Annotated in this window: 16 protein-coding genes; 14 read left to right on the top strand and 2 right to left on the bottom strand. The window is 60.5% G+C overall.

All coding sequences use genetic code 11. The features are described 5' to 3' along the window. The first annotated feature begins 149 nt into the window (after nt 1-149). The 4 genes from HBN54_RS02125 (at nt 150) to HBN54_RS02110 (ending at nt 8,195) form a co-directional block, all read left to right on the top strand. Nucleotides 150-1,838: a T9SS type A sorting domain-containing protein gene (locus HBN54_RS02125; RefSeq protein ID WP_168671486.1), complete on the top strand. Its 1,689-nt coding sequence runs from the start codon at nt 150-152 to the stop codon at nt 1,836-1,838. A 235-nt stretch (nt 1,839-2,073) separates the two neighbouring features. Further along, entirely contained in the window at nt 2,074-5,502 is a 3,429-nt protein-coding gene (locus HBN54_RS02120) for a TonB-dependent receptor (RefSeq protein ID WP_168671485.1), read from the top strand. Between the two features lie 125 nt (nt 5,503-5,627). Next, on the top strand, nt 5,628-6,842 hold the full coding sequence (locus HBN54_RS02115) for a glycosyltransferase (RefSeq protein WP_168671484.1): 1,215 nt from the start codon (nt 5,628-5,630) through the stop codon (nt 6,840-6,842). A gap of 87 nt (nt 6,843-6,929) precedes the next feature. Then, nucleotides 6,930-8,195, top strand: coding sequence for a lipopolysaccharide biosynthesis protein (locus HBN54_RS02110; protein ID WP_168671483.1), 1,266 nt, complete (start codon nt 6,930-6,932; stop codon nt 8,193-8,195). A gap of 133 nt (nt 8,196-8,328) precedes the next feature. On the opposite strand, the gene HBN54_RS02105 is transcribed toward HBN54_RS02110, so the two are convergent. Beyond that, on the bottom strand, nt 8,329-11,670 hold the full coding sequence (locus tag HBN54_RS02105) for a DUF7948 domain-containing protein (RefSeq protein ID WP_168671482.1): 3,342 nt from the start codon (nt 11,668-11,670) through the stop codon (nt 8,329-8,331). A gap of 198 nt (nt 11,671-11,868) precedes the next feature. Here HBN54_RS02105 and HBN54_RS02100 point away from each other — a divergent pair, with 198 nt between their 5' ends. Beyond that, the gene (locus HBN54_RS02100; RefSeq protein WP_168671481.1) at nt 11,869-12,921 is read left to right on the top strand and encodes a toxin-antitoxin system YwqK family antitoxin; all 1,053 of its coding nucleotides are present in this window, start codon (nt 11,869-11,871) and stop codon (nt 12,919-12,921) included. A 106-nt stretch (nt 12,922-13,027) separates the two neighbouring features. Here the strand turns inward: HBN54_RS02100 and HBN54_RS02095 are convergent, their stop codons facing one another. After that, nucleotides 13,028-13,387 carry a YraN family protein gene (locus tag HBN54_RS02095; RefSeq protein ID WP_168671480.1) on the bottom strand — a complete coding sequence of 120 codons (360 nt, stop codon included), beginning with the start codon at nt 13,385-13,387 and terminating at the stop codon, nt 13,028-13,030. A gap of 164 nt (nt 13,388-13,551) precedes the next feature. Here HBN54_RS02095 and lipB point away from each other — a divergent pair, with 164 nt between their 5' ends. From lipB to porM, 9 genes are all read left to right on the top strand, one after another. Beyond that, complete coding sequence (gene lipB, locus HBN54_RS02090; protein ID WP_168671479.1) at nt 13,552-14,361, top strand: lipoyl(octanoyl) transferase LipB; 810 nt, start codon at nt 13,552-13,554, stop codon at nt 14,359-14,361. A 41-nt stretch (nt 14,362-14,402) separates the two neighbouring features. Beyond that, nucleotides 14,403-14,822 carry a hypothetical protein gene (locus tag HBN54_RS02085; RefSeq protein WP_168671478.1) on the top strand — a complete coding sequence of 140 codons (420 nt, stop codon included), beginning with the start codon at nt 14,403-14,405 and terminating at the stop codon, nt 14,820-14,822. A gap of 57 nt (nt 14,823-14,879) precedes the next feature. Further along, nucleotides 14,880-15,959, top strand: a complete 1,080-nt coding sequence (locus HBN54_RS02080; protein WP_235955343.1) for an MraY family glycosyltransferase — start codon at nt 14,880-14,882, stop codon at nt 15,957-15,959. Between the two features lie 18 nt (nt 15,960-15,977). Next, nucleotides 15,978-17,171, top strand: a complete 1,194-nt coding sequence (locus HBN54_RS02075; RefSeq protein WP_168671477.1) for a DUF4271 domain-containing protein — start codon at nt 15,978-15,980, stop codon at nt 17,169-17,171. A 75-nt stretch (nt 17,172-17,246) separates the two neighbouring features. Next, a complete protein-coding gene (locus HBN54_RS02070) occupies nt 17,247-18,065 on the top strand; it encodes a uroporphyrinogen-III synthase (RefSeq protein WP_168671476.1) in 819 nt (272 codons plus the stop codon). A 186-nt stretch (nt 18,066-18,251) separates the two neighbouring features. Continuing rightward, the gene (locus HBN54_RS02065) at nt 18,252-19,250 is read left to right on the top strand and encodes a PorP/SprF family type IX secretion system membrane protein (protein ID WP_168671475.1); all 999 of its coding nucleotides are present in this window, start codon (nt 18,252-18,254) and stop codon (nt 19,248-19,250) included. Nucleotides 19,251-19,497: 247 nt separating this feature from the next. Beyond that, the gene (gene porK / locus HBN54_RS02060; RefSeq protein WP_168671474.1) at nt 19,498-20,517 is read left to right on the top strand and encodes a T9SS ring complex lipoprotein PorK/GldK; all 1,020 of its coding nucleotides are present in this window, start codon (nt 19,498-19,500) and stop codon (nt 20,515-20,517) included. Between the two features lie 80 nt (nt 20,518-20,597). Next, entirely contained in the window at nt 20,598-21,404 is an 807-nt protein-coding gene (gene porL / locus HBN54_RS02055; protein WP_235955342.1) for a type IX secretion system motor protein PorL/GldL, read from the top strand. Between the two features lie 52 nt (nt 21,405-21,456). Continuing rightward, nucleotides 21,457-23,058, top strand: a complete 1,602-nt coding sequence (porM, locus tag HBN54_RS02050; protein ID WP_168671473.1) for a type IX secretion system motor protein PorM/GldM — start codon at nt 21,457-21,459, stop codon at nt 23,056-23,058. Nucleotides 23,059-23,092: the final 34 nt, after the last annotated feature.

Below are 23,092 nucleotides of genomic sequence, written 5' to 3'. Positions count from 1 at the left end.
TGATGGATTCCCGGCTGGTCGCGACACGATAAGATAACCTGCCTCTAACCCAATGATAACCCCAGTCGCGTCGGCTGCCTGCCTGCCTGCCAGACCTTTGCACCGGTAATCAACATTCCTTCATCCATCGCCAATTCACCCTGTTTTCTATGAAAAAGCTCGTACTCTCTGTCCTCGTAGCCCTAGCTGCGATAGCCGCCGCCGCCCCGCAGGCCCAGGCCCAAACCACGTGCCCCGTTGCTCCCACGCCCATCGTGGTATCGGGCAGCATCACGGCTAACACCACCTGGACCAACAACAACATTTACCTGCTGCAAGGCTTCGTGTTTGTGGAAAGCGGCGCTACGCTCACCATTCAGCCGGGCACCATTATTAAGGGCGACCAAGCTTCGAAGGGCACACTCACCATCAAGCAGGGCGCACGCATTGATGCCCGGGGCACGGCCGCACAGCCCATTGTGTTCACCTCGAACCAGCCGGCCGGCTCGCGGGCCCGGGGCGACTGGGGCGGACTGATTTTGCTGGGCCGCGCCACCCAGAACATTCCCGGTACGGCCACCCAGCCGCTGCCCAAAATTGAGGGCGGCCTCACGCCCGATACCTTCTTCGGGGGCACCGACGACAATGACAACTCCGGCACGCTGCAGTACGTCCGCATCGAATTTCCCGGTGTGGCCTTCACCACCGATAACGAAATCAACGGCCTGACCCTGGGTGGGGTAGGGGCTGGCACCACCATCGACCACATCCAGGTTTCGTACTCCGGCGACGACTCTTTTGAGTGGTTTGGCGGCTCGGTGAATGCCAAATACCTCATCGCCTTCCGGGGCATTGATGATGAATGGGATACCGACAACGGCTTCCATGGCAAGGTGCAGTTTGGCGTGGCCCTGCGCGACCCCAACGTGGCCGACGCCTCCGGCTCGAACGGCTTCGAGAGCGACAACGATGCCCAGGGCTCGAACAACCTGCCCCAGACCTCGGCCATCTTCTCCAACATGAGCAACTTTATTGCGCCCACCAGCGGCACGCTCAATACCAACTACAAGCGCGGCATGCACCTGCGCCGCAACTCGGCCCTGAGCGTGTTCAACTCGGTGGTGGCCGGCTACCCCGTGGGCCTGCTGCTGGACGAGGGCACCGCGCCGTTCTCGGCCACCAACTCGGCGGTGAACGCCACCAACGGCACGCTGGTGCTGAAAAACAACGTGTTTGCCGGCTTTGCCCGGGGCTCGGTGGCCACCCGCGTAAACGGCAGTACCTACAACGTGAAGCAGTTTTTGGGCGCCACCAACGACACGACCTCTACGGTGGCTTCGCTGAACCTGAATGCCAGCAACTTCAGCCTCACGGCTCCCGGCTTCGTGCCCCTGGCTACTACGCCCCTGGCCACCGGCGCTTCCTTCACCGATGCCAAGCTGGCCGGTACCTTCTTCACGCCCGTAACCTATCGCGGGGCCTTCGCCCCAGCCGGCACCCCCAACGCCGACTGGACCGCCGGCTGGACCAACTTCAATCCCCAGATTACCTGCTACAACCTGGCCGGCCAGACCCTGGCCGCCAAAGCCGCCGCCGATAAGTCGCTGGAGCTGGGCGTGTACCCCAACCCCGTGGCCGGTGCCGCCAAGCTCTCCTTCACGGTAGCCACGGCCACCACCGCCACGGTGCGCGTGCTGGATGCCACCGGCCGCCTCGTGGCCACGGTAGCCACGGGCCGGAAGCTGGCCGCCGGCCCGCAAATCATCGCCCTGCCCGCCGGCCTGAAGCCCGGCCTGTACATGGCCACGGTAGCCACCGCCGAAACTACGCAGTCGGTACGCTTCGTGGTAGCACAGTAACTAAATGATATAAAGCGCATTGGTTGATTAAAGGTGATGTATTTTAGTCCGAGTTAGGAGCCTGCCCCGGTTTGGGGCAGGCTTTTTTATGGTTGGCTGTTTGGTGCCGATGCAAAACTGGTTGTTGCCTTATTGTTACCAACCAGTCTGAGGCATAACAATTTCATGAATCAATCTTCATGTTACCCCCTTGGATATCGCCGGAACTTTGTGGCTCAAACATTCCCCCTTCATCATGAAGTATGTCAATGGACTGCGAGCTTCTCTTTTCAGCTTGCTTTTTCTGGTCATTCAACACCTAGCTTCGGCGCAGGTAACGACGTCCGCCCTGAGCGGAAAAGTGACTTCCGACAAAGGCGAAGACCTTATTGGGGTGACCGTGGTGGCCACCAACCTGCCCACCGGCACCAAGCGCGGCACCGGCACCGAGCCCGATGGCCGCTTCACGATTCCGAACCTGGCTCCCGGCGGCCCCTACTCGGTTACGGTGACCTACGTGGGCTACAAGGAGCAGACCGTGACCGACGTATTCCTGACCCTGGGTAATACCACCCGCCTCAACTTTGTGCTGGCCACCGAGAGCCAGGCCCTGAACGAAGTAGTGGTGGTGGGCAACACCCAGGCCACCAAAACCGGGGCCGGCACCACCGTGGGCCGCGAAGCACTCCAGCAGTTGCCCACCATCTCGCGCAGCCTGTCAGACTTCACGCGCCTCGACCCGCGCAACGCCAACGGCTCGTTTGCGGGCAGTTCGTTCCGCTACAACAACGTGACCCTGGACGGGGCCGTGAACAACGACGCCATCGGCTTTTCGCCCTCGCTGGGTGGGCAGAGCGGCACCAGCGGCCTGCCCGGCGGCTCGGCCCGCGCCAACCCCATTTCCCTCGATGCCATTCAGGAAATTCAGGCTTCGGTGGCCCCGTATGATGTGAAGCTGGGCAACTTCACGGGCGGCTCGGTGAATGCCGTGACGCGCTCCGGCACCAATGAGGTGACGGGCTCGGTGTATGGCTACGGCCGCAACCAGAACGTGACCGGCCGCAGCATCGACAGCGAAAAGGCGCGCATCGGCTCGGATTACCACGACTATCAGACGGGTTTCCGCATCGGCGGCCCCATTATCAAGAACAAGCTGTTCTTCTTCACCAACGCCGAAATTGCCCGCCGCCAGGAGCCGCAGTTCTACGCCGCCGGCACGCCCGGCTCGCCCGTGACCACGGACTTGGCTCAGGCCATTACCAATAAGCTGAGCAACTACACGGTGAAGAATGCCGATGGCTCGCTGGGTACGGCCAGCTACAACGTGGGCGAGTACGGGGCCTACAACATCCACGCGAACAGCAACAAGATTTTCGGGCGCCTCGACTTCAACCTCGATGATAAGACCAGCATTGCGCTGCGCCACAACTTCATCACCTCGGAAGCCACCAATCTGGAGCGCTCGGGCAGTCTGTTCAAGTTTGGCTCGCAGGACTACACCCAGCACAATGTGCAAAACTCGACGGTGCTGGAAGTGAAAAGCAACTTCAGCAGCAAGTTTGCCAACAACCTGATTCTGGGCTACACCAACATCCACGACTACCGCGACCTGCTGGGCGGCCAGGCCAACCTGTTTCCGGCCGTGCAGATTAACAACGTGGGCACCACGCCGGGCACGCTCGGTACTTCAAGCTACTACTCGGGCTCGAACCAGATTCTGCTCGGCTCGGACCGCGAGGCCAGCATCTTCAACACCCGCCAGAAGACGTTTGAGCTCACCGACAACTTCACGTACTACGTGGGGGCGCACGCCCTCACGCTGGGCACGCACAACGAGTTCTACAACATCGACTACGGCTTCATCAACTCCTGGAACGGCCGCATCGAGTACAACAACGTGAACGACTTCCTGGCCGACAAGCCCAGTCGCATCCGCGGTACCTACAACAACGGCACGGTGGGCGACAACTCCTACCAGTACAACTACAACAACCCGTCGGCCGCGTTCAACATCAACTTCTACAGCGCCTACCTGCAGGACGAGTGGAACGTGACCGATAAGCTGAAAATCACGCCCGGCATTCGTTTCGATATCGCCTCGCTGCCCACCAAGCCGGCCCTGAACACGGCCCTGGTGAACAACCCGCAGAACGACGTGAACACGCTGAACCAGACCTACTCGCACACGCCCTGGACGCAGCTGAACAACAACTACCTGGGCCAGGTGCAGTTCTCGCCCCGCCTGGGCTTCAACTACGACGCGAAGGGCGACGGTTCGTTCGTGATTCGCGGCGGCTCGGGCATCTTCACCGGCCGCGTGCCGTTTGCCTGGTTCGGCTACGCTTATTACAACAACGGCGTGAATTTCAACTCGGTAGACTACAACAATATTCAGTCGGCCAGCAATACGGGTCCCAAAACCGTTTACCTGAACCAGAACCCGAACAACATTTACAGCCAGCTGCCCACGGCCAACTACAACCCCAACAACCTGAAGAGCAGCCCCACCGAGGCCAACCTGGTGGACAATAACTTCAAGATGCCGCAGGTGTGGCGCTCGTCGCTGGCCTTCGATGTCAAGCTGAAAACCGGCACCCGCTTCTCGGTGGAAGGCCTCTATACCAAAACCTTGCAGGACGTGCAGTTTGAGAACATCAACCTGAACGACAAGGTGACCTACCTGGCCAACGGCCCCACCGAGAGTCCCGTGTACGCCAGCGGCAAGGTGAATTCGGGCTTCTCGAACGCCTTTTTCCTGACTAATACTCAGAAGGGCTACCGCTACCAGCTCACCGGCTCGGTGGGCCAAACCATTAACAACCTGGTGGATGCCTCGGTGGCCTACACCTACGGCCAGAGCAAGGACATCAGCAACGGCATCCGCAACTCGCCCCAGAGCAACTGGGAGCTGAACCCGGCCCTGAACGTGAACAACCCCGCCCTGGCCTACTCCAACTTCGACTTGCGCCACCGCGTGGTGGCTTCCATCAACCTGCACAAGACCTTCGCCCAGCGCTTCACCGGCTACTTCACCTCGGTGCTGACCTACGCCAGCGGCTCGCCCTACACCTGGGTCTACAACAACAACTTCTTCGGCAACGGCCAGCAGAACGTGCAGTTGGCTTACATCCCGACTTCGGCTTCCGACATCGTGTTTGTGAGCAAAGGGGCCGGCCCCGTAGTGCCTACCACCAACCCCAACGGCTACGGTGTGGATGCCTCCGGTGCCCAAAGCGCCGCCTTCAACAGCTTCGTGGACAACGACAGCTACCTGAAAACCCGCCGGGGCCAGTACACCGAGCGCAATGCCGGCCGCACCCCCTGGAACAACCAGGCCGACATTCGCCTGATGATGGACGTGAAACTTGGCAACCTGGAAGCCAACGCCGCTGGCATCACGCCCAAGGCTCACACCATCCAGGTTTCGCTGGACATCATCAACTTCGGCAACTTCCTGAATAGCAATTGGGGCCGCCAGTACTTCGTGCCCAATACTTTCAACTCGACGCTGGGCACCGGCCTCACCCAAGTGGGCTACGCCGATGGTGCCGGCACCATCTCGACCAGCTACAACGCCAACTCGTTCAACCGCCCGGCCTTCACCTACGGCACGCCGGCCACCTACTCCATCGACCAACTGGCCTCGCGCTGGCAGGGGCAGCTGGGCCTGCGCTACTCGTTCTAGTTCGCAAGCCTGCTACTCTTCAAGCCGCCGCTTCCCTTGGGAGCGGCGGCTTTTTTATGCGTCGGCCCTTTGCCCAGGCCGTAACTTGCCGGCCCATAGGCCCATTCATTCTCCGCATTTCTCCCTTGAAATCGCCCCGTGTTTTGCACCTGCCCAAGTGGTACCCCAACCGCTACGACGACCAGGACGGCGACTTTGTGGCGCGGCACGTAGCAGCCATCGCGGCGCACGGCGGTGTGGAGGTGGCGGTGCTGTTCGCAGCCGTGGCGCGCGGGCCGCTGCCGGGCTTGATTGCGGCAGATGAGGATTTCAGCGGCGCGTGGCCCACGCTGCGCTATTACTACCGCGCCGTGCCCACCGGCCTGGGCCTGGTTGATAAGCCGCTGAAGCTGCTGCTGTATTTCTGGTGCCTGCTGCGCGGCTACCGGCGGCTGCGGCAGCACTGGGGCGGCCAGCGGCCCGATTTAGTGCATGTACATGTACTGCTGCGCACGGGCCTGTTTGCGTGGGCGTTGCGGGCGGTGCGCGGCATCCCATTCATTGTCACCGAGCACTGGACGCTGTATTTGCCCGCGCGGGCCGGCGGTATTTCCGGGCTGCGGCGGGTGCTCACGCGGGCGGTGGTGCGCCAGGCGGCGGCCCTGCACACCGTGTCGGATGGGTTGCGGCGGGCCATGGCCGCGCTGGGCTTTGTGAACCCGCGCTCCGTGGTCATCGCCAACGTGGTAGATACCGGGCTTTTTCACCCCAACCCACCAACCCACCAATCCACCAACCCGCCAATCTACCAAGCCACGCTGCTGCACGTTTCCGCCTTTCATGACCAGGTGAAGAACATCTCCGGCGTGCTGCGAGTGGTGGCGCGGCTGCGTACTGCTTCGCCCGGCCTGCAGCTGCGCATTGCCGGCTACGGTCCCGACGAGCAGGCGCTACACGCCTACGCCACCGAGCTGGACCTGCTGGCCGATGGCACCGTAACCTTCCTCGGCAAGCTACCGCATGAGGCCGTGGCCGCCGAAATGGCCCGTGCTACCGCGCTGGTATCTTTCAGCCGCGCCGAAACCTTCGGCTGCGTGCTGCTGGAGGCGCGGGCCAGTGGCTGCCCGGTAGTGGCCACCCGCACCGGCGGCGTGCCGGAGCTTTTTCAACCCGAAAATGCCTTTGGCCTGCTGGTGAATCCTGACGACGAAGCAGCGTTAGAAAATGCTATCAAACAGGTGATTGACAACGGTATTTGCTTCGACCCAATGCAGCTGCGGGCTGATGCTACGGCACGGTGTGCACCGGCAGCGGTAGGGCGGGCCTTTGGAGAATTGTATCAAAAAGTATTAAACGAGTAATAAAAGTACAGAACCGGTACAAAAGCCGGCGTTTTGGCTTCAGCAGGTGTCTGCCAGCTGGAAGCCGACGAATACCTGCCTTCCTCTATGATTAAGCGCATTCTCCAGCATTTTGCGGCGCGGGTACTCACGGCGGGGCTGAGCTTCGCGGTGGTGTGGCTCACGGCGCGGTGCCTGGGCGCGGCGGGGCGCGGGCAGGTCAGCCTGTTTGTGACCGATGTATCGGGGCTGGCGTTGCTGGCCGGGCTGGTGGGCGGCTCGTCCTTGATATATCTGGTGCCGCGCCGCAATGTGTGGCTGCTGCTGCTGCCGGCCTACGGCTGGGGCGCGCTCGTGAGCCTGGGCGGGGCGGCCTTGGTGGGCCTGCTGCGGCCGGTGAGCGCTGCCTATGTGCTGCACCTCGGGGCAGTGGCGCTGGTGCAGGTGCTGTTGTCCATCAACGTATTTCTGCTGCTGGGCCGGCAGCGGGAACGGACCTACAACGTGCTCACTACCACGCAGGCCGGGTTGCTGGCCGTGGCGCTGGCGGTGGCGTTCGGGCCGTTGCGCTGGCTTTCCATCGATGCTTATTACTATGCCAACTACCTGGCCTACGGCCTGCCGTGGCTCATCAGCACGGCGCTGCTGCTGCGCCTGCCCGATGCCTGGGGCAGCCGGCGCATCCGTCGCCGGGCGGCGGCCCGCGAGCTGGCCCGCCACAGCCGGGGCGCGCACCTGAGCAATTTATTGGCCTTCGCCAACTACCGCTTCAGCTACTACGCCGTGGTGTACCTAGCCGATACCCGGGCGCTGGGTATCCTCTCGGTAGGGGTGGCGCTGGCCGAGGCCATCTGGCTGATTCCGCGCAGCACGGCGCTCATTCAATACGTGGCCCTGGTGAACGCGCCCGACAAGCGCGAGCAAACCCACGCTGCCCTGCGCGGCAGTCGGCTCACGCTGCTGGCCACGGCCGGGGCGGTGCTGGTGCTGGCCGCCGTGCCGGCCGGGTGGCTGGCCGCCATTTTTGGGCCCGAGTTCGGGGCGGCGCACGGCGTAATTATGGCGCTGGCTCCCGGCATCCTTATCAACGGGGCCGGCATGCAGGCCAGCACCTACTTCGCCGGCACGGGCCAGTACGGCATCAACAACCGCGCTACGCTGCTGGGCCTGGCCGTGACGGTGCCCGCCTGCCTGCTGCTGGTGCCGCCGCTGGGCATCGTGGGGGCGGCGCTGAGCATGTCGGCCTCCTACGCGGCAGGGGTGCTGTACCTGGTGGGGCGCTACCGCCGGGCCATCGAGGCGACGTGGGTGGATATCGTGCCCGGCTGGGCCGATGTGCGCTGGCTGTGGCAGCGCGTGGTTTTCCGGGCGTAATGAGGCTTGTGAGTACGTCATGCAGCGCGCAGCGAAACATCTCTACCGCGATAGTAAATAATTGCTGCCGGCGGGCAAGATGCTTCGCTGCGCGCTGCATGACCCGCCAGGCTACTCCCTCTCTTTGGTCCTGCTATCGCCGCACCTCCACCCAGCCTTTCAGCTGCTGCCCATCCGGATAAGTGGCCAGGTAGTAGTACACGCCGTTGGGCTGGCCGTCGGCATTCCATTCGTCGTGGTAGGCGGCCGCTTCAAATATCTTCTGGCCCCAGCGCGAAAACACCTGCAAGCGGGGCGCGCAGCCGGTACCGAGCTGGAACGTCTGGTTCTGGCCGTCGCCGTTGGGCGTGATGATGTTGGGCACGGGTTTGCGCTCTTTCACCTCAACCGGCGGTGCGGTTGCCGTGGTTTCGCAAGGGTTCTGGTTGTAGCGCAGCCGCACCAGGGGCTGGTAGTTGCCGGGCGTGGTATAGGTATGAACGGGGCTTAACTCGGTTGATTGCGTGCCATCGCCAAAATCCCAGACCGCCGTGGGGGTCGAAGAATTAGCGGAGCTAACCAGCAGAAAGCGCAGCGTGAGCGGAACCTGGCGGTTTTCGGGGCAGGCTACGGGCTGCCAGCTGGCTTGTACCGCCGATATTGGAACTACCGATACGCGCCGGGTAGCCGTGCTGGCCCCCGAGCAGGTGGCATTGGCAACGGTATAAGTCAGCGTAGCGGTGCCCGTGAACCCGGCCGGCAGCGTGAAGACGAAGCCCGTGGCCACGCTGCCCGTCACCCCCGGCCCCGTAAACGTGCCGCCCCCTGGCGTGCCGCTCAGCCGCACGGCCAGCGTGCTGCCGGCGCACAGCACCGTATCGGCCCCGGCCGTGAGCGGGGCCAGCACCGTGATGCGGCGCGTGTCGGTGGTGGTGCACAGGCCGGTGCTGAGCACCGTGTAGGTAACGGTATTCACCCCCACCAGCGCGAGCGTGGGCGTGAAGACGAAGCCTGTGGCCACGCTGCCCGTCACGCCCGGCCCGGTCCAGGTGCCGCCGCCGGGCGTACCCACCAGCGGCACCGGGCTGCCCGTGACGCACAGGGCTTGCGCCGGGCCGGCATTGGCAATGTTAGGCTGAAAGTTGAACACAAACGCCGCGTTGTTGCAGCCGGCTGGCCCGCCCAGCGTCCCGCTGTTATTGGTGGTCGAATACGTATTTGCGCCCGGCGGAATGGGAAATCCCGTGTAGGCAAAGCACGAGCAAACCGCCTGATACACCACTCCGCGCGGGTCGAAGCGCGAGGTGCCGCCATCCACGTGCTCGCCTTCGCCGTTGGGGTCCACGTTGCCATAGTACGTGCCGTAGGTGAGGGCCGTGAGGCCGGCCGAAAACTGCGCCAGGTAGAAGTCGTTGCCATCGGTACTGGATTGCAGCGCGTCGGCCGTGAGGGGCAGGCGGGTGGTGCTGCCGTTGCCCTCCTGGTAGGGGTTGGCGGCCGGGAAATCGGGCAGGTAGCGGCCGTTCACCATGCCGCCCCAGCCGCACACGTACACCCGGTCGCAGCGGTCGACGAGAAAGGCCGTGGGGTCGAGGCTCACCCGGCCCGCGTTGTCGGGGTCGAGGCTGCCGAAGGAGGTAGTGAGCAGGCTTTGGTTTAAGTTGGCATCGAGCTTCTGAATAAACTGCGTGCCGTTGGCCGTGCGGAACAGGCCGGGCGTGGTGGGGAACTGGCCCAGCGTCTGGCCCAGCAGGTACACGCCGCCATCGGTGCCGGTTTGCAGGAAATACGCCTGGTCGTAGCCGGCCGTGCCCACGTACGTAGCGCGCAATACGCTGGTGCCGGCCGCCGCAATGCGTACTGCAAAGCCGTCCACGTCGCCAAGCGCGGTGGTGCGGTAGGCCCCGGCCGTGGCCGGGAAGTTGGCGCTGGTGGTGCCACCAGCCACGTACACATCGCCGCTGCCGGGCTCCAGCTGAATGGAATAAGCGGCATCGGCCCCCGCGCCGCCCAGGTAGCTGGCCCAGGTGATGGCCGTGAGGGTGGGGGTGAGCTTGCACACCACGCCATCGGAAGTGCCGCCCCGATAGTTGTTCCCGAAGCCCCGCGCCACCGGGAAATCAGTCGAAGCCGTGTGCGAGGCGATGTACACATTATCGGCCGCATCCACCAGAATATCGCCCCGGAAAGGGTCGCCGTAATTGTGCACCAGCTGTTTTTGGGTGGCGAAGGGCGAGAGGTTGCGGTCCAGCGGCAGCACGCCGTCGTTGCCGCTGCCGCCCAGGTAGGTCGAGCCCACCAGGGCCGTGGCGTTGGCGTTCAGGCGGGTCACAATGAGGTCCGAGCCGGTGGGCAGGTCATACGGCGGCCCAAAGTTGCCAAAAGGCTCCGCCGCCGTACCGCCGCCAAAAGTGCGCTGAATAGCCCCGGCCGTAGTGGGGTAGTTGCCGGAGCCCGTCGAGCCCAGCACCAGCAGCTCGCCCTGGTTATTCACCACCAGGCTGTGCGGAAAATCCGGCCCGTTGCCGCCAATGTAGGTGGCCCAGACCCGCGCCGCCGGCCCGTTCACCCGGGGGTTATACTTAATGATGGCAATGTCGATAAGGCCCGCAAACGTGGTCCGGAACGCGCCCGGGCTGGCCGGGTAGCCGGCACTGAAGGCAATGCCGCCCGAGTACAGGTTGCCCTGCGCATCATACGTCGCCGTGAAGCCCCAGTTATCGGCCGTCGAGCCGGTGTAGGTGGCAAATATCACCACCGGGTCGATGGTGAGCGGGCGGGAGGTATCGTAGCTGCCCAGGGCAAAATGTACGGTGCGCCCCGCCAGCACGTAGCGGCAGGGCACGGCCCGGCGCTGGCCGGCGGCGTTGGTCTGCCAGGCCTGCGGGGCGCGCTCGGTGAGGTTGCCCACGCTGGTTTTCACCACCAGGTTGCCCTCGCCATCCAGAGTTAGGGCATCGGCCCCGTCGTGCCGCAGGCCAATGGCCGCCGGATTGGCATGCGGGGCCAGCGTGAAATCATACTCCAGGCGCTGGTCGGCGCTTTCGTACACCCGTGCCCCAATGCCTGGCCACAGCCCGGCGTAGCGCAGCTGGCGGTAGCTGCGCACATCGCCGGCCCAGTGCGTGGGGTCGGCTCCAAGGAAATAGCTGCGGTGCTCGGGGGTGGGCGTTTCGGCCGTGAGCAGGGCCGGGCCGGCGTTTTCGAAGTGCAGGGTGAGAGCGTGGCCCCGCACGGCCTGGTTGGTCGGGGGGGCGTCGTGGGCCGTGTGCCGCCCGTGGTGGGCCCGGCCGTCATCGGCCAGCAGCGCGAAGGTCAGGCCATCGGTTTCGGCAAAGAGGCGGCCGCCGGGCAGGGCCGCCGCGTAGCGGGCGTGGCCATCCCATTGCCCTTTGTTCTCAATAAATTCGAGCGTTGAGGTAGTTGTTTCCTGCGCGCTGGCATCAGCAAGCCTGCTAAGCAGTAGCACAGCCGTAAAAAGTAGCGTTGGCTTCATGGAGAAAGGCGGCAGGGAATAGGAGTCGCTAAAGATAAAGTATCCGCCCTGATAGACCGGCCTTACGTACGGGCTCCGGCACTGCCAGCCGTCGTGCCGGCTTGGCCGGTACGCGTTTTTCTGTTTCGAGCCCCCGGTTGCCGGGCACCAAACCCGCCTACCTTTGCGTTGATGCCGCGAAAATACCCCGTGCAATTCATGCGTATTATTAGTCTGTGGCTCCGGCCGCTACGCTTTCTGGCCATGGCCCTGGTGCTGCTCACGCTGCTGCCCTGGGCCTGCACCCGCAAAGCCGTTTCCTTCAACAGCAACCCCGAGCAGCCCATCGGGGCCGCCCTCGGCACTGACACGCTCACGCGCTCCGGCGACTCGCTCAACGGCAAGCCCTCGCTCAGCACGGCCCGCAAGGTGGTGCTCACCAAAGCGCAGGAGAAGGCAGCCAAGGATGCCGAAAAGGACACCCAGCGCAAGTCGAAAAAGAAGAAGAAAAACGTCTTCCTGGGCGAGAAAATGAAGCGGGCTTTCACCAAGACCGGCCCCAAGGGACGCAACCAGATTATTGAGATTTTCTACTTCCTGAAGTATCCGAAAACCCTCAATGCCTATGCGCCCGCCCACTATTACTACGACACCAAGAAGCACCGAATCCTGAAGCTGGCCGCCGTGGAAGAAGATGCGGTCAACCTGAAAATTTTGCACGGCCCCTACAAGAAAATGCAGAACAACAAGGTGCTCGAAACCGGCTACTACGCCCTCGGCACCCGCCACCTGCGCTGGGAGCGGTTCGATAAAAACGGTGTGCTCCTCACCAAAACTCACTACGAAATGGGCTTTCCGCGCGATGCTAACGTAAGCTACTACGGCGAAGACCGCAGCCTCATCAACGAAGTGGTGCCCTACGTAAACGGCAAGCTGGAAGGTGATTACGCCAAATTCCTCATCAATGGCCAGCCCGACTGGCGCGGTCAATTCGAAAACGGCAAGCGCGTGGGCGTTTGGACCAAGTACTGGGGCTTTCTTGGACGCCGTCGCTACGAGTATCAGTACGGCGAGACGGGGTATGACCCCGAAATAACCGAGCCCGAATTGATTCGTGAATATGCTCGCGGTGCCAAGCTCATTTTCGACAAGGAAAAGAACATCGATAAGCGCGGCCAGCCCGACGTGGAGGACCGCCCCGGCCAGCGGCGCACCGTAGCCCCGCGCATCGTGCCCCGCGCCCCGGCCAAAGTGCTGCCCAAGCGCCGGTGATTTTTTGATGTGGGAGATGTGGGGAATATGGGGAATGTGCTGATGTGGGAGATTATGATGGAATGACCAAATCTCCCACATCAGCACATTCCCCATATTTCCCACATTAATAAAAAGCGTCTTCGAAGTGCTCGATGCGGAAGCCCCGGCTGAGCAAGGTCAGGGCCACGATGTCGAAGCGGATATCGCCGCGCCAGTCCAGTTCCTCCTGCAAGTGCGAGGCCGCGAGGCGGAATAATTCCTTTTTGCGGGCCGATACAAACGTTTCGGGCGAGCCAAACTGGCCCGAGGAGCGGGTCTTTACCTCCGCGAATACCAGCAGTTCGGTGCCGCGCCGCAGCACCAGGTCTACCTCGGCCCGGCCGTGGCGGTAGCCCCGGGCCAGCACCTCGTAGCCCAGGGCCAGGAAATGGTCGGCCGCCGCCGTTTCGCCGGCCTGGCCTAGTTCGTGATGGGCGTGAGCCATGGGCAGGTAGCGGGTAAAGACCGGGGTGATAGCAAGGGCAGGGGAGGGGCCAGGCGCGGCGCAAGCTAACAGTTTGGGCGGCGTGCGCCAACAACTAGGCAATGGGTCAGGCTAAAGCCTACCGCGCTTAGTACCTTTGCGTCCTGTTTCATCAACTCCCACTCATGGCCTCCTTCGTAGAACAGTTCCCCCCGCAACTGCTCGACGCCGCCGCTCCCGACGACGCCCGCCCTGCTCCCAACCGGCTCCTGCACGTGCAGCGCCTGGGCCTGGTCGACTACGTGCCCACCTGGCAGCTCCAGGAGCAGCTCATGGATGCTACCCTGGCCATTAAGGTCCAGAACCGCCAAGCCGAAACCACCGGCGAAGCCCCGCAGCCTACCCCCAACCACCTGTTGCTCTGCGAGCACCCGCATACATATACGTTAGGCAAGAGCGGCAAGCCCGAGCATTTGCTCCTTGATGAAGCCGCCCTCACGGCCCACGAAGCCAGCTTCCACCGCATCAATCGCGGCGGCGACATCACCTATCACGGCCCCGGCCAGCTGGTGGGCTACCCCATCCTCGACCTCGACAACTTCCGGCCCGATATCCACTGGTACCTGCGCGTGCTGGAGGAAGCAGTCATCCGCACCCTGGCCGAGTATGGCCTGAATGCCGGCCGCATTGCCGGCCTCACCGGCGTGTGGCTCGATTGGGAAGAAGGCGCGCCCAACCCGCGCAAAATCTGCGCCCTCGGCGTGAAGTGCAGCCGCTGGGTCACCCTCCACGGCTTTGCCCTCAACGTTAATCCCGACCTCTCGTACTTCGGCCACATCGTGCCCTGCGGCATCACCGACAAAGCCGTGACTTCCTTGGCACGGGAGTTGGGAAGCGCCCGGTCCGTATCCGTCGCCGAAGTGCAGGAGCGCCTGCTGCCCCACCTGCTGGCGCTGCTGGAGGCCACCAGCAGCGAGGAGCCGGCAACCACCTGAAATCCGTTGCAATCCGTTAAAATCCGTTAAATCTGAGGTCCGTGAAGCAAGACATTTCCTTTGACCCCGTAGAAGGCGTTTCCGTAGCCGTAGTACCCGCCGAGGACCATGCCGTCACGCCCGACGGTCAGCCCATCTGGCAGGTGTACCTGCTCAATCACAACGGGTTTCCGCTGGAAAACGTCATCATCAACGCCAACGGCTACAGCCAGCCCGAAGACGGCGAGAAAGTCCGGACCTCCACCCTGCGCTACCTCTTCGAGGAAGTGCCGCCCCACTCCGCCGTGCCCATCGAGCCCCTCGACTCGGCCCTGCTGCACCTCAACAATCAGTACTGGGTGAGCTACTACCACGGTCCCCAGATTTTCGACAAGAAATTCATCTTCGTGCCCGATTCCATCGTGCCCGACAATTTTACCCACATTGCCCTGCTCAACCGGGTGGGCGTGCTGCACAGCTAAATACGTCGCGCCGGCAACCGGCCAGTGCTTCACTCTACCCTACTTACTGTATTGTCTATGACTCATTTTGATATTCCACTAGGCCTGTCCTGGATGTGGGCGCTGCTGGTGTCCCTGTTCGCCGTGCCGTCCATCATCTACATTGCCCACCTCAAAAACATGCTCGATACGCCCAACGGGCGCACCGTGCACCAGTCGCTCACGCCGCGCCTGGGCGGCGTGGCCGTTTTTGCCGGCTTCATGTCGGCCCTCACCATCTTCGCGCCCCTCGAAAACGGCGTGAAAGAGCTGCTGGCCGGCTGCATCATCCTGTTTTTCGTGGGCCTGAAGGATGACCTTGTGGGAATGTCAGTCTCCAAAAAATTCGTGGGCCAGCTCCTGGCCACCGGCATCGTGATGATAATGGCCGACGTGCGCCTCACCAGTTTCCAGGGCATTCTTGGCATTGGCACCCTGCCAGTAGGCATCAGCTACGCCTTCACCTTCTTCGTGATTGTGGGCATCACCAACGCCATCAACCTCATCGACGGCCTCGATGGCCTGGCCGGCACCATTGTGCTAATTATCTGTAGCACATTTGGTTATTATTTCTACCAGTACGGCGGTGCCAGCTATGGCAATTACGCCTACGTAGCCGTGTGCCTCATTGGCGGCTTGCTGGGCTTCCTGCGCTACAACTTCCACCGCGCCCCCATTTTCATGGGCGACACGGGCTCGCTCGTCTGCGGCTTCATCGTGTCGGTACTGGCCATCCAATTTATTGAGATGGGCCTGCGGGTGGGGCAGCCCTTTGGCTCCTCGGCCCCGTCGGTAGCAGTGGGCATCCTGTTTGTGCCGCTGTTCGATACCATGCGCGTATTCTCGCTGCGTATGGCCGCCGGCAAGTCGCCCTTCTCGCCCGATAAAAACCACATTCACCACCGCATCCTGGCCATGGGCTTCCAGCAAATCAGCACTGTGCTGCTGCTGGGCCTGCTCAACATCCTGGTCACGCTGTCCGTCATCCAGTTCGCCTACCTCGGCAATACCGTGCTCATCATTGCCCTGGCCATCTTCTCGGCGCTTTTGAGCATCTTTTTCGGCGTGTACCAGAGCCGTATCTCCCGCCGCCTGCTGGCCACCGAGAACAGCAATTAGCCCCCACCCCCAGCACCCATGCAAACCCCGGGCTTGTGGCGTATGCGGCGGCTGCTCGCCATCGGTCTGTGGCTGGCGCTCGCGGCCCGGCCCGGCCCGGCGCGTGCCAGCGAATACCACCAGCTGCCCCCGGCCTCCCCAACGTCCCTCTCCGCCGACTGGCTCCTCCACGATGCCGGCCGCAACCGGCTGATTTTCTACCTGCCCGGCTACCACCAGCCCGCCCATGCCTACTATCAGTGGGTGCGCGTCAGCCATACGCAGCCTTTTCCGCTGTCCTTCGCAGCCCTGCGCGGCCTCAGCCTGTTTGTCGATAATCAGCTGTTATTCACGGCCCGCACAGCTGGCAACTATTCGTTGGACCTGGCCCGGCTGTTGCCGGCCACGCTCCCTTCCGGCAAGCACCTGCTCGCCGTATGGCAGCCCGATGGCTACCCGGCTCTGGCCTCGTTTTCAGGGGTGAGCAGCGCCCATGCCGATGCCAGCCCGCTGGCCAAAGCCCGTATTGGCCAGGCCCAGCCTCGCCTGCGCGGCCCCCAGGGGCAAAACGTTTACCTGGGCTTTCTCCTGGTGCTGGGCCTGTCTTACGGGGCCGTTCGCACCACCTACCAACCCGGCATGGCGCGCATTTTTCAGCTCGATGAGCTATTCAACGGCAACAGCGACCAGCAGACCTTTCTGGCCAAGCCGGCCTTTTCGCTGCTCAACTTATTATTGGTGCTGCTTTTTTCGCTGTCGTTTGCGCTGCTGCTCACCGCCATCCACACCGACCTGCAAAACCTCCCCCTACTCCGCCGCTTCTTCGACGTGCCCGAAACGGCCATCGTGGCCCGGGTGCTGCTCTACACGGCTGTTATCACCACCTTTGTTTTCGGCAAGTACCTGTATGTCAAAATAATGGGCTATATTTTTGGCCTGGAGCCGTTGGCCGATATCCAGTACCGCGAGTTTCTGCGCACTACCCTGTTAGCCGGTTTGTTTCTGCCGCTGGTGCTGCTGCTCTACCTCAGCCTCAATGGCAACTGGCCCAATGCCGTAGCCTGGACGGCCAGCGCGGCCATTGGCATTTTGCTGGTCGGCACGGTGCTGCGGGTAGCCCGCACGCTGCACCATCACGCCTCCCTTCTGAATCTACATTTGTTTGCCTATCTTTGTGCTACTGAAGTATTGCCTTTGTTGGTTTTACTTAAACTTATTGTTTTTACGTATTGATTGTCCTTGAACAGGCAGTTTCGTTCAGCTCTTTCGTCTCTCTTATTGTCCTAAGCATTACCCTTTCCTACCTGTATGGCCGATAGTGCAGATAAGCCGGGTACAGGCCGGCATGCCAAGCGCATAAGCAGCATTCTGGTTACCCAGCCCAAGCCCACCAACGACGTTTCCCCCTACTTTGCCATTGCCGAGAAATACGGCATTCAAGTGGATTTTCGGGAGTTTATTGATGTGCAACCCGTATCCTATAAGGATTTTCGTCGGGATAAAGTCAATATTCTGGAGTACACGGCCGTGATTTTCACGAGCCGCAACGCCGTCGACCACTTCTTCCGGATTTGTCAGGAAGCCAAGCTCGAAATGCCCGCAGAAATGAAATATTTCTGTATTTCCGAGCAGACTGCTAACTACCTCCAGAAGTACATCGTCCTCCGCAAGCGCAAGCTGTTTGTGGGCGAGCGCACGGCGGCCGACCTTTTCGACGTCATCAAGAAGCACAAGGGCGAGAAGTTCCTGTATCCCTGCTCCGACATCCGCAAGGATGACCTGCCGGTGTTCATGCGGGCCAACAATCTCAAGTTTTCGGAAGCCGTCATCTACCGCACCGTCGCCAGCGACCTGTCCGACCTGTCCGACGTGAAATACGACTGCATTGCGTTCTTCAGCCCCTCCGGCATCAGCTCGCTCTTCATCAACTTTCCCGATTTCGTTCAGGATGGTACCCGCATTGCCGCCTTCGGTCCCACCACGGCCAAAGCCGTGGTTGATGCCGGCCTTATTCTCGACATTGAGGCACCCCATCCCAACGCTCCTTCCATGACCGGCGCCATCGAAGCCTACATCCGATTGCATGCCCAAACCGATGTCGGAAAAGCCAACGCTAAAAACCCCTAACCCAACGGATAGTTTCCGTAAGCAACTGAGAACCGGCGCAACCCACCCTTGCGCCGGTTTTTTTTGCCCGAATTTTTTAGCGCCGGTTTTTCCCTTACATTTGGAAGCTGTACTTCTATATTGTGCCCACCCAGCACCTTTTTGCACACCCACCTCCCTCTTCTTTCACCATCACCACCCCGCCTTATGAAAGGAACGTTACTCGTTACTCTGCTGCTCACGGCTGCGGCTGGCTCGGCGCTTGCCCAACAGCAGCCCCAGTTCACGCATTACGGCTTGAATGGCATGTATTTAAATCCGGCCTACGCCGGTATTAAAGGCCAGGGGGAGGTCAACCTCATCGGCCGTTACCAGTACTACAACTACAACGGTACTTTCGACGGCAACAACGGCTCGCCGCGCACGGGCATGATTACGGTTTCGCTGCCCGTTCTGGCCCTCAACGGTGGGGTAGGCCTGGCCGTTTACTACGACCAGGTAGGCCAGTCTAAAATGACCAATACGGCCCTTTCCTACTCGCAGCACGTCAAGCTGGGTTCGGGTAAGCTGGGCTTCGGCATTCAGGGTATTTACACGTACCTAAGCAAAGGCACTTATATAGCCATCGACCAAAACGACGTGAACGTGCCCAGCGGTGCTTCCGACAGCAAGTTCGATGCCGGTGCGGGCATCTGGTACGAAGCGCCAAAGTTCTACGCTGGCATCAGTGTCAATAACTTACTGCGTTCGGAGTACTCCTTCAAAAGCGCAGGTACTGCCGGTACGCCCAGCAAGTACATTGCGGAGAATCACGCTTATTTCACGGCCGGCTACAATATTGAGGCCTCCTCTTCCGTTGTCGTAACGCCGATGATTCTCGCGAAAGCGGTATTGCCGGGCGATTTCTCCAGCTCCAGTAAATTTAACAACGCTAAGAACTACTCTTTCGAAGGTGGCGTTCGGGCCACAATTGATGATAAGTATTGGATTGGTGCCAACTATCGCACCGAAGAATCCGTTTCGGGACTTCTTGGCTTAAGCTTTGCAAAGGATAATGCTGTGCGTCTGGGCTATGCGTTCGACTTCATTGCCTTCAACCAGGATGCCCGGGCGTTCAGCTCGCACGAAATTATGCTCTCCTACCGCTTGCCCAAAGCGACGATTAATACCCGGCCAGCCATTCGCACGCCTCGTTATAGCTTCTAATTCTCCTATTTTCTTATCTTGTACTCAGGATGAGCATTATCCTATTCAGTTAGGATAAAATTTAGTCGGCCTCGCAAACAATAAAACGGATTAACCGAGTTATTTACGCTATTCAGCGTGTTTACCCTCAATTTGGTCGCCTTTTACGAAAGGCAGGTATTGCACCGCGACCTAAAAAAGTGTAGATTTGCCTGCCCATCCAAATGTACTTTAGCGGTATCGGCAATTAAACAGAATTTCTAATCTCATGAACAAGCTTCTAGCAATATCCCTTTTCGCTATTTCCGGGGCATTATTAGGCGGGTGTGGATTTGGCAAAGGCCCTACGGGTGACCTGGTTGGCTCCGAGGACCGTCCGTTCTTTAATCCTCAGGAAGTGCCATTTGGAATGGTACCCTGCCCAGGAGGTACGTTCCACATGGGCCAGACCGACCAGGATATTTCCGCTTCGATGGTCAACATGAACAAGCAGGTGACCATCGCCGGCTTCTACATGGACGAAACAGAGATTACCAACAACGAGTACCGCCAGTTCGTCGATGCCATCAAACAGGACTCTTTGGATGTGCTGGGCGAAGAGTACGTGATGACCGAGCTCTACCCCGATACCACGGTGTGGGTGCGCGACTTCACCTACCACATGGGCGACCCCCTGCTGGAGTACTACTACACCCACCCGGCGTTTGACGACTATCCGGTGGTTGGTGTCGATTGGTTTGCCGCTAAGTATTTCTGCAACTGGCGCACCAAGTTCCGCAATGCCGCCCGCGAAGAAACCGGCTCGGCCAACGACCCGAACTTCCGTCTGCCCTCCGAGGCTGAGTGGGAGTACGCCGCTCGTGGCGGTCGCGACCTGGCTACCTACCCCTGGGGTGGTCCTTACCTGCGCAACAGCAAAGGCTGCATGCTGGCCAACTTCAAGCCCGGCCGTGGCGACTACGCTTCCGACGGCTTCGCCTATACTGCGGAGGTTGGCTCGTTCTTTCCCAACGATTTTGGCCTGTACGACATGGCCGGCAACGTCTCGGAGTGGTGCGATGACGCCTACATGGAGGCTTCGGTGCCGGTGGTTTGGGACTTGAACCCCACCAACCCGGACGACAATGAGCCCCGCAAAGTGGTTCGTGGCGGTTCGTGGAAAGACATTGCGTACTTCCTCGAAACCGGTACCCGCAATTTCGAATACCAGGATTCGGCTCGCTCCTACATCGGTTTCCGGTGCTCGATGATTCAAATCGGGATGGGTACGAACAGCTCCCTCAACTAAAATTTCAAACGGCTGACGCCAACTATCAACCACCCTCCCCCTTCCAACACCTCTTCAACCTCTTTCAATCGTTTATCCTCATGGCAGCTAAAAGTTTTCTCTATGATACGCTGATGCCCAAAATCTACGGCCTCGGTGCAGCAGTTGTAATCGTCGGTGCATTGTTTAAAATTGAGCACTGGGCTGGTGCTGACCAAATGCTGATTGTTGGTCTTGGAACCGAGGCAGTAATCTTTGCCCTTAGCGCATTCCAGCCCACCGCTCACGAGCCGGATTGGGCACTGGTTTACCCGGAGCTGAACGACGGTTATGACCCTTCGACCAGCAGCCGCCAGGTAGGTGGTGCCAGCGATGCCAAAGGCTTGACGATGAAGCTGGACGATATGCTGAAAAACGCTAACGTAACGCCGGAAGCCCTCACCAGCCTGGGCCAGGGCCTGAACCGCCTCAGCACCACCACTTCGCAGATGTCGCAACTGGGCGAAGCTGCTAACGTGACCGACGAATACACCAAGAAAGTGCGCTCGGCTGCCGATTCGCTCGACAAAATCAACGTGGCTTACGGCAACACGGTAGAAGCTATTTCGGCCATGTCGAATGCTACTTCGGACGCCAAAGAGTACCACATGCAGGTACAGAACGTGACCAAGAACCTGGGCGCGCTGAATGCCGTGTACGAAATGGAACTGCAGGATGCCAACACGCACCTTAAGTCCATGAACCAGTTCTACGGTACGCTGAGCCACGCCATGGAGAACATGACGCAGGCCGGCAAAGACACCGAGCAGTTCCAGAAGCAAGTAGCCGACCTGACGGGCAACCTGACGTCGCTGAACCGGGTGTACGGCAACATGCTGAACGCCATGCGTGCCCCGGCCCAGGCCTAAGCACCGACCAGCGCATCAGATAGTTCTCATCCAATTTTAGCGGAAACAGATAATGGCAGGCGGAAAAGAAACCCCGCGGCAGAAGATGATTGGCATGATGTACCTCGTGCTGACCGCTCTTCTGGCGCTCCAAGTGAACTCAGCGATTCTGCTGAAGTTCAAGTTCATCGACGACAGCTTGATTGACGTCAATGGCAAAACCAACATGGCGGCCGATAATACCGTGAAAGGTATTCAGGCTGCTGTAGACAAGAACCACAACCTCGCTAGCGATGTGACGGTGCTGAAGCAAAGCGAGGAAATCCGGACCAAGACGAAGGCAATGATTGCCTATCTGCAGGACGTTCGCGACAAACTCATTGCTGGCACGGGCAACGTTAAAGGCGCTCCCGACTTTAAAGACCCGGACGCCAACAACAAAGTGATGCCAATCATGCTGGGCGGCAAAAAGAATGGCCTGGCATACCCGCTGAAAGCGGAGTTGAACAGCTACTCGACCTTCATCAAAACCTACGTGCCGGATGCAACTCCGCTGGCACTGGACGGCAAAGAGGATTCGCGTATCATCAACTCCAAGGAGCATACGACCATGGAGCAGCGCAACAAGGACTTTGCTGAGCTGAACTTTGAGAATACGCCGCTGGTAGCTGCCCTGGCAGTACTGTCGCAAAAGGAAACCGCTGTGCTGAAGCTGGAAGCTGATGCCCTGTCGGAGCAGGCTAAGAAAGTAGGTGCTACCATCATCTCGTTCGACAAAATCGGTGCTTTTGCCAGCGCAGAGTCGAACACGGTGGCTGCCGGCACCAAGTACAAAGCCGAGCTGTTCCTGACTGCTTCGGCCACCGGCCTTCAGCAGAAGATGACGCTGAACGGCAGCCCACTCGCAGTGGGTGCCGATGGCCACGGCAAAGTAGAGTTCACGGCCCGTCCGGGTGGCTTCGATGCTTCCGGTAATGCCAAGGCTTCATGGGAAGGTCGGATTAAATTCAACCAGAATGGCCGCGATACTACTTTCGTAGTGAAAGTGCCTTACACCATCACCAAGCCGGTGATGCAGATTCAGTCGGCTTCGGTGCAGGCACTGTACTTCAAGTGCGGCAACAAGCTGAACGTTTCGGTGCCCGCTTTGGGTGCTCAGTACAAGCCTAGCTTCTCGGCTTCGGGTGCTTCGGCTATCCAGGGTGCCAAGACTGGTGACGTAACGCTGGTTCCTAGCGCAAGAGAAGTAACCCTGAATGTTAGCAGCGGTGGCAATGCCATTGGCTCGCAGACTTTCCAGGTGCGTCCTATTCCTAAGCCCACCATTGAGTGCTGGGTGGGCGGCCGTCAGGCCAACGAGAAGCAGGGTACCCCCGGTACGGCTGTGCGCTCGCTGAACCTGCGCGCCATCCCGGATGCTGGTTTTGCTACTTTCCTGCCCGATGACGCGAAGTTCCGCGTGTCGCGCTACGAAGTGACGCTGGTACGTGGCCGTCGTCCGGCTTTGCCGACGAAGACCGTGAGCGGCCCGCAGGCTGACCTGAGCGATGTGGTGAATGCCTATCGTGACGGCGACCGTCTGTATATCGAAGTGAAAGAAGTGCAGCGCCAGACCTTCCAGGGCAGCGTTGAGCCGGTAAGCGTTTCGAAACAGTTCAATATCCCGCTGCTATAATATCTACACCGTAGTTACGTTAGCGAACTATCTT

Source organism: Hymenobacter artigasi (assembly GCF_012275535.1).
Lineage (GTDB): Bacteria > Bacteroidota > Bacteroidia > Cytophagales > Hymenobacteraceae > Hymenobacter > Hymenobacter artigasi.
The sequence above is the reverse complement of the archived record's forward strand: the minus strand, read 5'-3'. Positions and strand labels throughout refer to the sequence as shown.